This window comes from Metasolibacillus meyeri (assembly GCF_003049505.1).
Taxonomy (GTDB): domain Bacteria; phylum Bacillota; class Bacilli; order Bacillales_A; family Planococcaceae; genus Metasolibacillus; species Metasolibacillus meyeri.
Map to the genome: position 1 here is coordinate 19,816 of NZ_PYWN01000060.1, position 9,985 is coordinate 29,800.

General features: G+C 35.2%; 9 protein-coding genes. 4 read left to right on the top strand and 5 right to left on the bottom strand.

The genetic code is table 11. The features are described 5' to 3' along the window. The first annotated feature begins 200 nt into the window (after positions 1-200). Together C9J34_RS09575 and C9J34_RS09580 are read left to right on the top strand one after the other, a co-directional pair. Positions 201-1,397: an FtsW/RodA/SpoVE family cell cycle protein gene (locus C9J34_RS09575; protein ID WP_107839643.1), complete on the top strand. Its 1,197-nt coding sequence runs from the start codon at positions 201-203 to the stop codon at positions 1,395-1,397. Between the two features lie 413 nt (positions 1,398-1,810). Further along, a complete protein-coding gene (locus tag C9J34_RS09580; RefSeq protein ID WP_107839644.1) occupies positions 1,811-3,004 on the top strand; it encodes an FtsW/RodA/SpoVE family cell cycle protein in 1,194 nt (397 codons plus the stop codon). A 153-nt stretch (positions 3,005-3,157) separates the two neighbouring features. On the opposite strand, the gene C9J34_RS22620 is transcribed toward C9J34_RS09580, so the two are convergent. Continuing rightward, positions 3,158-3,289, bottom strand: coding sequence for an Lmo0850 family protein (locus tag C9J34_RS22620; protein ID WP_274523358.1), 132 nt, complete (start codon positions 3,287-3,289; stop codon positions 3,158-3,160). Between the two features lie 340 nt (positions 3,290-3,629). Here C9J34_RS22620 and cls point away from each other — a divergent pair, with 340 nt between their 5' ends. Continuing rightward, the gene (gene cls / locus C9J34_RS09585; RefSeq protein WP_107839645.1) at positions 3,630-5,087 is read left to right on the top strand and encodes a cardiolipin synthase; all 1,458 of its coding nucleotides are present in this window, start codon (positions 3,630-3,632) and stop codon (positions 5,085-5,087) included. 51 nt (positions 5,088-5,138) lie between these two features. On the opposite strand, the gene C9J34_RS09590 is transcribed toward cls, so the two are convergent. The 4 genes from C9J34_RS09590 to C9J34_RS09605 all read right to left on the bottom strand — a co-directional run bounded on the left by C9J34_RS09590 (position 5,139) and on the right by C9J34_RS09605 (position 8,131). After that, positions 5,139-5,990, bottom strand: a complete 852-nt coding sequence (locus C9J34_RS09590) for a M15 family metallopeptidase (protein ID WP_238600614.1) — start codon at positions 5,988-5,990, stop codon at positions 5,139-5,141. A gap of 44 nt (positions 5,991-6,034) precedes the next feature. Further along, a complete protein-coding gene (locus C9J34_RS09595; RefSeq protein ID WP_107839646.1) occupies positions 6,035-6,283 on the bottom strand; it encodes a hypothetical protein in 249 nt (82 codons plus the stop codon). 9 nt (positions 6,284-6,292) lie between these two features. Continuing rightward, positions 6,293-7,039, bottom strand: a complete 747-nt coding sequence (yidC, locus tag C9J34_RS09600; RefSeq protein ID WP_107839647.1) for a membrane protein insertase YidC — start codon at positions 7,037-7,039, stop codon at positions 6,293-6,295. A 288-nt stretch (positions 7,040-7,327) separates the two neighbouring features. Beyond that, the gene (locus C9J34_RS09605; RefSeq protein ID WP_107839648.1) at positions 7,328-8,131 is read right to left on the bottom strand and encodes a helix-turn-helix transcriptional regulator; all 804 of its coding nucleotides are present in this window, start codon (positions 8,129-8,131) and stop codon (positions 7,328-7,330) included. 903 nt (positions 8,132-9,034) lie between these two features. On the opposite strand from C9J34_RS09605, the gene C9J34_RS09610 reads away from it, so the two are divergent. Further along, positions 9,035-9,685 (top strand): LytTR family DNA-binding domain-containing protein, encoded by a 651-nt coding sequence (locus C9J34_RS09610; RefSeq protein WP_107839649.1) that lies wholly within the window; start codon positions 9,035-9,037, stop codon positions 9,683-9,685. Positions 9,686-9,985: the final 300 nt, after the last annotated feature.

Genomic DNA, 9,985 nt, shown 5'->3' on the forward strand with positions numbered 1-9,985 from the left:
ATTTTTATCCTGTATAAGAAGTTACATTCTATTTTGATTCTGTGTGCAGCTTTTGTATATAGTATGAGCAAATCAATTCCGTCTTGGCTCAAATAGATACACCGCTTACAAAAAGACGCCTTACTTTTATATGACGTTCCTAGCCTGGCAAAGTTTAAGAATAACAGTGCAAGATAGCACTTATGAATAAGGTGAATTTCATGGAAAATAATCGGCAATTTGTGAAACGTTTCGATTGGTCTCTCGCAGCCATCTTATTAGTATTTCTTGCCATTAGTTTATTAGCAATAGCTTCTGCCGAAACAGGTGGCCAATATGCTCATCTCAATACTAATTTCGTAGTCAGACAATTGCAGTGGTATATTGTTGGCACTATAATTATCGCTTTTGTCATGTATTTTGAGCCTGATCAATATAAAAAAATGTCTTGGTATTTATATGGTTTCGGTATTTTGTTATTAGTTATCCTAGCCGTTTTACCAGCAAGCATGGAACTAGTAGCCCCCCGAAACGGTGCTAAAAGCTGGTTCCACATTCAAAAAGTAGGAAGCATCCAGCCTTCTGAGTTTATGAAAACCTTTTTTATTTTAGCAATAGCTCGCTTAATTAGTAAGCATCATGAAAAATATGCAATTAAGTCATTGAAATCTGATTTTATTTTACTCATTAAAATGGGTGTAACCCTTATGATTCCACTCGCTGCGATTATGCAGCAGCCTGACCTTGGCTCATCGCTTGTTTTTATCGCCATTACAGCAGCCTTGATTATTGTAGCGGGAATCTCATGGAAAATTATCTTACCTATTTTAATTAGCAGTGTAACATTAGGCGGTGCACTACTCTGGATGGCCGTTTATATGCAAGATTTTTTACAAAAAACCTTTAACTTTCAAGCCTATCAATTTGCACGTATTTATTCATGGCTCGATCCATATTCGTATTCCTCAAATGAAGGGTACCATCTTATCACTTCACTGAATGCAATTGGCTCAGGTGAAATTTTTGGTAAAGGCTTTAAAGGACGAGAAGTGTACGTCTCGGAAAACCACACAGACTTTATTTTTGCAGTAATCGGTGAGGATTGGGGCTTTGTCGGAGCAAGCTTCGTTATTTGTCTATACTTCCTGTTAATCTATCATTTAACAAAAACAACTTTACTATTGAAAGACCCATTTTGCACATATGTATGTGCAGGTATCATCGCGATGATTTCATTCCATGTCTTCGAAAATATCGGGATGACCATTCAGTTACTGCCAATTACAGGAATTCCGCTACCTTTCATTAGCCATGGGGGAAGCTCTTTAATGGGGAATGCGTTAGCAATTGGGCTCGTCTTCAGTATGCGATTCCACTACAAAACATATATGTTTGCCAACAATGATGAGGATGAATAAAAATAATAGCTGTTGGAAAAGTCTTATGCCAGTACGCTTTTCCACAGCTATTTGCCATTTTTATCTTATCTGAGTTTAGATGATGAATCACTGTTAGTTGCATTTTTGTCTCATTATGCTTCAGTAGAAAATCCCCAATCAATCAAAAAAAATCTGAACATAATTACGCCAAAGCATAAGTGATATAATTTAGTTTACGGTTTTTTATCCTATAATATGATAAAATCAATTACGCCTTAGCGAACGCCTATCAAGATTTTTAGGCTAATAGAAAGGGATTCCTGTTACAATAAGACGTAGTGTTTTATATCGCGTTTTAGCAAGAAGTTAAAACTGGCTGAGCAGGAGATATAAAGCATCTACTGAAACAAGAGAAACAGTGCGTGTAGCACTTATGAATAAGGTGAATTTTTATGGAAAATAATCGGCAATTTATGAAACGTTTCGATTGGGCACTTGCTGCCATATTATTAGTATTTCTCGTTATTAGTCTATTGGCCATAGCTTCTGCCCAAACAGGCGGACAATATGGCAGCTATAATTTCGTACCGAAACAATTACAATGGTATGTCGTAGGCGCTATTATTGTCGGCTTTGTTATGTATTTTGAGCCAGATCAATACAAAAAAATGTCATGGTATTTATATGGTTTAGGCATGATACTATTAATTGTACTTATCTTTATGCCTGACGGTGTTGGGCAAATTGCTGAGAAGAAAAATGGCGCGAAAAGCTGGTATCACATACCTGGAGTGGGCAGTATCCAGCCTTCCGAGTTTATGAAAACCTTTTTTATTTTAGCAGCAGCTCGCTTAATTAGTAAGCACAATGAAAAATATTTAATTAAGTCCTTAAAATCTGATTTTATTTTACTCGCTAAAATTGGTGTGACTCTTATGGTTCCACTCGCTGCAATTATGCAGCAGCCTGACCTTGGCTCATCACTTGTTTTTATCGCCATTACAGCAGCGCTTGTTATTGTAGCAGGGATTTCATGGAAAATCATCTTACCTGTTTTAATTGGTGGTGTGACTCTAAGTGGCGCATTGTTATGGATGGCACTTTATATGCAGGATTTTTTACAAAAAACATTTAACTTCCAAGCCTATCAATTTGCACGTATTTATTCATGGCTCGATCCATACTCGTATTCCTCGAATGAAGGGTATCATCTTATCACTTCACTGAATGCAATTGGCTCAGGTGAAATTTTGGGTAAAGGCTTTAAAGGACGAGAAGTGTATGTCTCGGAAAACCACACAGACTTTATTTTTGCAGTGATTGGCGAGGATTGGGGTTTTGTCGGGGCGAGCTTCGTTATTTGTTTATACTTCCTGTTAATCTATCATTTAACGAAAACGACTTTACTATTGAAAGACCCGTTTTGCACATATGTTTGTGCAGGGATCATTGCTATGATTACATTCCATGTGTTTGAAAACATCGGGATGACAATTCAGTTGCTGCCAATTACAGGTATTCCACTACCATTTATTAGCTACGGGGGAAGTTCCCTAATGGGGAATGCATTAGCAATTGGGCTCGTCTTTAGTATGCGATTCCACTACAAAACATATATGTTCTCAGGTAATGACGAAGACGAATAACATTGAGGGGGCTGTCTGAAAGGAAATTCCTTTGCAAACAGCCCCACATCTATCATAATTAGCTATGCTCCTACATCACATGATTATAGGAACAATGCTAAAGTAAATGGCTGTAGAAAGAGCAGCGTAACCTGCTTTTCCTACAGCCATTTATCATGCTTGTGGTGATTGTGTTGGTGGTGTTAATACTTTCAATAGCTCGATGCGAGATTTCGTAATAGTTGCGTTCACACCTAACTTAGATAAATTTGAAACAATTTTCTTTAAGTCGATTTCTTTCGCCATTTGCTCCACCTCAGCCTTTTATATATTAATAAGAACGTTTCAGGATAGTAGAAAGTTTCACCCTAAGAAGTCTGACTTTTTTCTATACATATCATACCATTAATTCTCACTTGAAAATTTATCAATTATGTTACAACTGCGTAAATTATTATTAATACACCCTCTATTATCAGTGACTGCAATTCTTCCTACCCACTTATACAATATGCTCATTTTCTATTATTTTATTCATACAATTCTACACAATCTTTATTAAAATAGTCTATGTGTGCTACTATTGATGATGTAATGATGTACATATTTTTCGCATATTCAAAAAATTAGGAAGTGAGGGGTTGCTATGCTTACTGTTTTAGAAACTAGCTTTGTCGCTCTTATTATTTTAGTACTTAATATTTTGTTTGCTATCGCTGTTATCTTTTTAGAGCGCAAAGACCCATCGTCTACATGGGCATGGCTACTAGTATTGTTTTTCCTTCCAGTTGTCGGATTTATTTTATATTTATTGCTCGGTAGACAGCTTAGCAAAAAGCATTTTTATCGCTGGGAAGGACGAGAAAGCATTGGTATTAAAGCATTAATCGATTATCAAATTCAAGCAATTAAAGAAAATAAACTTGAATTTCGCGGAGATCATATAGAAGCACATCAAGATTTAATTTATATGAATTTAATTACGAATCATGCCGTCTTAACACAAGATAATCATGTTGAAATTTTCAATGATGGTACTGAAAAATTTGAAAGGCTCATTCATGATATTATGCATGCAAAAGACCATATTCATATTCAGTACTATATTTTTAAGCTCGATAATATCGGCAAACGCATTTACAACGCTACAATCAAAAAAGCGAAGCAAGGTATAAAAGTACGGATTTTATATGATGAAATGGGTTCACGCAGTGTGCGCAAAAAGCAATTTCAAGAACTAATAGATGTCGGCGGGGAAATAGAAGTATTTTTCCCATCTATTTTACCGTTAATTAACCCGCGTTTAAATTTCCGCAACCATCGTAAAATTGTTGTAATTGATGGACGTATTGGCTATATTGGCGGCTTCAATGTTGGAGATGAGTATTTAGGCTTAAGTAAAAGGTTTGGTTATTGGCGTGATACACATTTGCGCCTTGAGGGTAGCGCTGTACATCCATTACAAACGCGATTTTTACTTGATTGGAACCAGGCAAGTCACCATCATCGCGTAAAATATGCAGAGCGTTACTTCCCTGTTATTCCTCAAAAAGGAACAGCAGCTATGCAAATTGTATCGAGCGGTCCTGATACAGATTGGACAGTTATTAAAAATAGCTATTTGCGCTTAATTGCAGATGCGAAAAAATATATTTATATTCAATCGCCTTATTTTATTCCAGATAGTAGCTTTCTAGATGCTATCCGTATTGCATCACTTTCTGGCATCGATGTGCGCATCATGATTCCAAATAAACCTGATCATCCATTTGTTTATTGGGCAAACTATTCTTATGTTGGACAGTTGCTCAAAGCAGGCGCACGTATTTATCAATATGATAAGGGCTTTATTCATTCGAAAGTGCTCGTCATTGATGATGAAGTTGCCTCAGTTGGAACAGCCAATATCGATGTGCGCAGCTTTAGCTTAAACTTTGAAGTCAATGCACTTATTTACGACCGCAAAATAGCACATAATTTAGCAGAAACATTTGAATTAGATATTTTTGATAGTACAGAGTTAACGAAGGAAACCTATGATAATCGTTCAACGATGGTCAAATTTAAGGAATCTATTTCCCGACTGCTCTCCCCAATTTTATAAAAGAAAAAGGAGCTGTAGGAAAAGTAATTTCCAACAGCTCCTGTTATTTTATTATTTCAACCCTAAATATTCCTCTAGTGTGGTGTTGGCTTCATATACTGCCTTTGCTAATTCGTTGCCTACGTAGCGGAAATGCCATGATTCATACATATAACCAGTAATGGCTTCCTTTCCTTGTGGATAGCGTAAAATAAAACCATATTCATGCGCATGCTGATGTAACCATTTGCCTGCTGGCGTTTCACCAAACTCACTTGTTAACCAAAGGCTTTCGCGCCCCTTCTCGCCGATATCATAAGCAAGCCCTGTTTGATGCTCAGAATAACCTGGGCGTGCACTATAGCGATCTGCCGCTTTTTGACCATCTCTATTTACATAATTTGTATATAACGTTGTTTGATATTCATAAGAGCGAAAACCGCTAAATGCGATTAAATCATACCCAGCTCCCTTGGCTCCAGCAATCATTTTTTCTACTGCTGCCTTCGCTTCAGGACGCTCACCAGGATTGTACGTTTTCGGTAATGGATACTCTTTATTTGCAATCAACACACCTTGCACGAAAGTCGGCTCTGCTGGCTCAATATGCGTCACTGGATACCCACTCTCATCATATTCAATCTTCTGTGGCTTCTCTTGTGGTTCAGGTTCCTGCTGTTCCTCATTGGATTTGTCATCATGCTTATCTTCTATCTCTTGCTGTTCATCTGCTTCAGTTGGAGTTTCAATAGAATTATTATTTTCATTAGGCTGTTCTTCAACAGGCGGATTTAATGAAGGCTTTGCTAATTCTCGCTTTTCCTTTACTGTAAACACAATGGCACTCATAATTAATAGTGAAGTAATGGAAATCATCACGATTTTCCAGATATCACTTTTCTTCTTCGTTCGATTGCCCCTCATTTCTTGCGCCTACTTTCCTTGCTAAATTATCTTAATTACTCTAGTTATTTTGTCACTAAAATATAAACTACTGCTACGGTTGCTAGACCAAAAAATATCGCTAAATTACGCATCCACTTCGCTTCCTTCACATACCCTTGACGCATAAAGCTACGGTATCGGAAAAAGTTTGAAAATGTAAACATAATCGTTAAACATAATACAGCTAAATTAAAATTTTGTTTAATTATAAAAAATAGTGCTAATAAGCTACTACCTGTGACTAGTAGCAATGCGATTAATTTATCGTTCATAGTATCCCCTTATTTATGATCTGAATAATATTTTCGTCCAATATATGTTTGCATGATAAGTAGTAACCCACCGATGGACCAATATAATGGCAATGCGGCCATTGATGAAAATGAAATGATCACAATCATAATCGGTGAAATATACATAAATATTTTCATTTGTGCTTTCTGTGCTTCAGGCACTGTCCATAACGACACTTGCGCTTGAACCATGTACACAATTCCAGCGATAACTGTCATGATAATATCAGGTGAACCTAAACTGAACCATAAAAACGGATGTGACTTCACATCTGGTGAATATAAAATTGCATAGTACAGTCCCATGATGATTGGCATTTGAATTAATATCGGCAAGCAGCCCATATTTAATGGATTAATATTATGTTCTCGGTAGAGAGATAACATTTCTTGTTGTAGCTTTGCCTGCTCTTCCTTGGATTCAGCTTCCTTCATGTTCTTCTGAATCTCTTCCATTTTCGGTTTAACAATATCCATCTTCGTTTTCATCGCTGCTTGCGCTCGATAGTTTCTCAGCATAAACGGCATTAATAGTAAACGAATCGCTACTGTTATCGCAATAATTGCTAGACCATAGCTTCCATTGAATATGTCATTCCCTAAAAAATCTAATAAATAATCCATTGGCTTTACAAAAAAGCTATAAAAAAAGCCCTCTTGGTTCTCAACTGCTTTACAGCCACTTAATACTAAAACTAAGCTCCCCAAAATGCCCAACAGCATTATTTTTTTCATTCTGTCACCTTCTAAAGTTGTTAATATGGTGAGTATACAGCAATCCTTTCATAGGCTCAATTATTTCATTGCATCAATGATAATGTCAGATAAATTGAAACTTCAATCAATGGAGGGGTTCCTATGCCTACTGACTTGTTAGTTGAATCAATCGGGCCTATTGTCACGGTTGATTATAGAAGAAAAATTACTGCTATTTCGTGTAGGATAAATTACATTTTCAAATTCAAAATGCCAAAGCGCTGGTAATTCAACTCTTTGGCATTTTATTTGCTCATCTTATATTTTTCAAGCATTTTCTAGTTTGTTATCAGTCATTTCAAAGCGATAAAATTCATGATGCAACTCATCCCGAAAATGCTTTGGTGTAACACCTGTATATTTTTTGAAAATGCGTGTAAAATAACTTTGATTGCAAAAGTGAAATTGATCTGATATAGATGTAATGCTTTTATTCGTATGCCTTAAATAATATTGTGATTCTTCAACACGTCGTACATTTAAATATTCTACTAATGTAATACCAACATGCTCACGGAAAATTCGCGACAAATGGCTTGTACTAATATGGAAGTTGTTTGCAATATTCTCGACTGTCAAATCTGTTTCTAATTCATCATTTATATGCATAATAACTTTATTAACAGTTTGATGACTAAATGTTGGCTGTTTACGATCTGCAATAAAGTACACATAAAACTCGATTAAATCATCCGCAAACTGTAAAAACTCAGCATCCTTCATTTTATTCTCAATCATATCTGTACAGGCTAAGTTAAATGCAAATGCCTTTTTAGGAGGAACCTGATTATCGAGTAGCTTTCGCGCAACAATTGATGATAAAATAACAAAATATTGACGAACGGCTTTAATCATTTGTTTACCAAAGCGAATGGATAAAATATCAATTAATGCACGTAGTGATTCTTTCGCCTTCGCCTCTTCTAAATGGTAAATTTCAAATAATAATCTCGACTCTACAGTAAAAAAATCTTCCACACCATCGTATTGATTAATATTATCAATTTCCTGAAAATAACGTTTAGATATTGTTCCTGCTATCGATTGTTGTGGTTGCATAATATATCCCATCTTTCCTAAAAATACTCTCATACCTTCCTAGCTCACATAGTTGTTAAACAAGATGCATATTGATTTCAAATGAACACGGTTGTAAAACCATTACTCTAAAACTACAGTTTCGATAAATTACAATATATTTTTTAGTAACTACAGTGAATATTACCATAATTTGCGTTTTTTTATCAACCAATTTTTTTATTTCATTCAATGTATTTTACTATTATCCAAAAATCGGAATTACTATTTCATTTTAAATAAAAGATACTCGTCCTTATCATGAATATCAATAAAGTTGTAAACGCTATCTTCAATTGTATTTCTTTTAGCTCATTACCTTATTGTTTATTATAGTAAACTTGCCTCAACAACATCTAAACAAAATACAAAACTATATAAATATAAAAAGTGAAAGAAGAAAATATACCATTTAAATACTTTTATGTTAAAATTACGTTTTTTATTTCACTTGATATCTAACATGATATTTTATTAATAAAAAGCTATCAATACTACTCAATTTGCCAGCCTGAATAAAGTAAACCTTCGATACTGATTGCTCATAAAGAAACACATGCTAACAGCTTCACACACGTGAAAACACGTATTGACCGAAAGTAGGTTTTTTATAGGCTGTTTAATCCCCTTTTCATTTTCACTAACTATCTTGAAATGGGGTCCTGTACTTTTCGCTACAGAAATATAGCCTGTCAATCTAGGTTAAAAAGTATTACATCGATATATCTACTGTTTAAATCAAAGCTACTTTTTGTTCTTCATTATAAAAAACATTCGCTTCTTTGTAGAAAAAAGCGCATACTTTCTACATCATTCTTAAATCTTCTATAGCGTAAAAGTAAAAGTATATAGTAAGATAGAGGTTAAAGATTTTATTTATAAAAGAGGTGTCATATCATGGATCCAAAACAAGTGGAAGAAATCATGGAAATAATCAAAGAATTTTTCCCTGAGGATACATCAATAGCAATTTCAAATACCGACGAATATGTTTATTATCAACCTAGTAAAAAAGTAGACTTAAAAATTAAACCTGGAGATCCAATAAAAAAAGGATCAGCAGCGTTTCAAGCTCTTACCTATGGACAAAAAGTAAGTACATATATAGAGCCTGACGTCTTCGGAGTTCCTTATTTTGGAATGAGCATTCCTTTAATGGAAGAAGGCGAAATGAAGGGCGCAATAACTGCGGTCTTCCCACAAAAGCCATCTCCGTTTTTAACGAACTATATTACAATTAAAATAGATGATTGTTGGTATCCTATTAAACATAATCAAGTCATCTATTTAGAAACACAGCTACGTAAAACATATGTTAAAACAATGCATCGCGCAGGCTATCATCGCCTAAACTTAAGTGATTTAGAATTATTTTTAGCACCTGACTCTTTTATTCGTTGCCACAGATCATACATCGTAAATATTGACTATATCGATGAAATTCAACCAGACTCTCACTCAACGTTCTTACTCATCATGAAGGATGGTACACGCATCCCTGTAAGCCAGCGCTACGCAAGCTACTTCCGTCGCTCATTAGGCTTTTAAATTTTATTTTGATTCACTAGAAAACACCACCCGACAGATGGTATGTTGGATGTTTAATTAGCTATTTATTCAGTCAATGTCACAGCATATGACGCTTTTAATTTCCATCCGCTCACCAGCAATCTAGAGATACTTACGGCAAGACGTATTTTTGCAAAAGGCTGTTTCATTTCATCATATTAATGATAATCAAATGTTCATTACTATTGTTGTCGAAAACAGCCTTTAGTTTATCAAGTACTAAAAATCAATTACGCCTCAGCGTAATTGCGTCGGGATTTTGAATTGTGCTTGCACTTA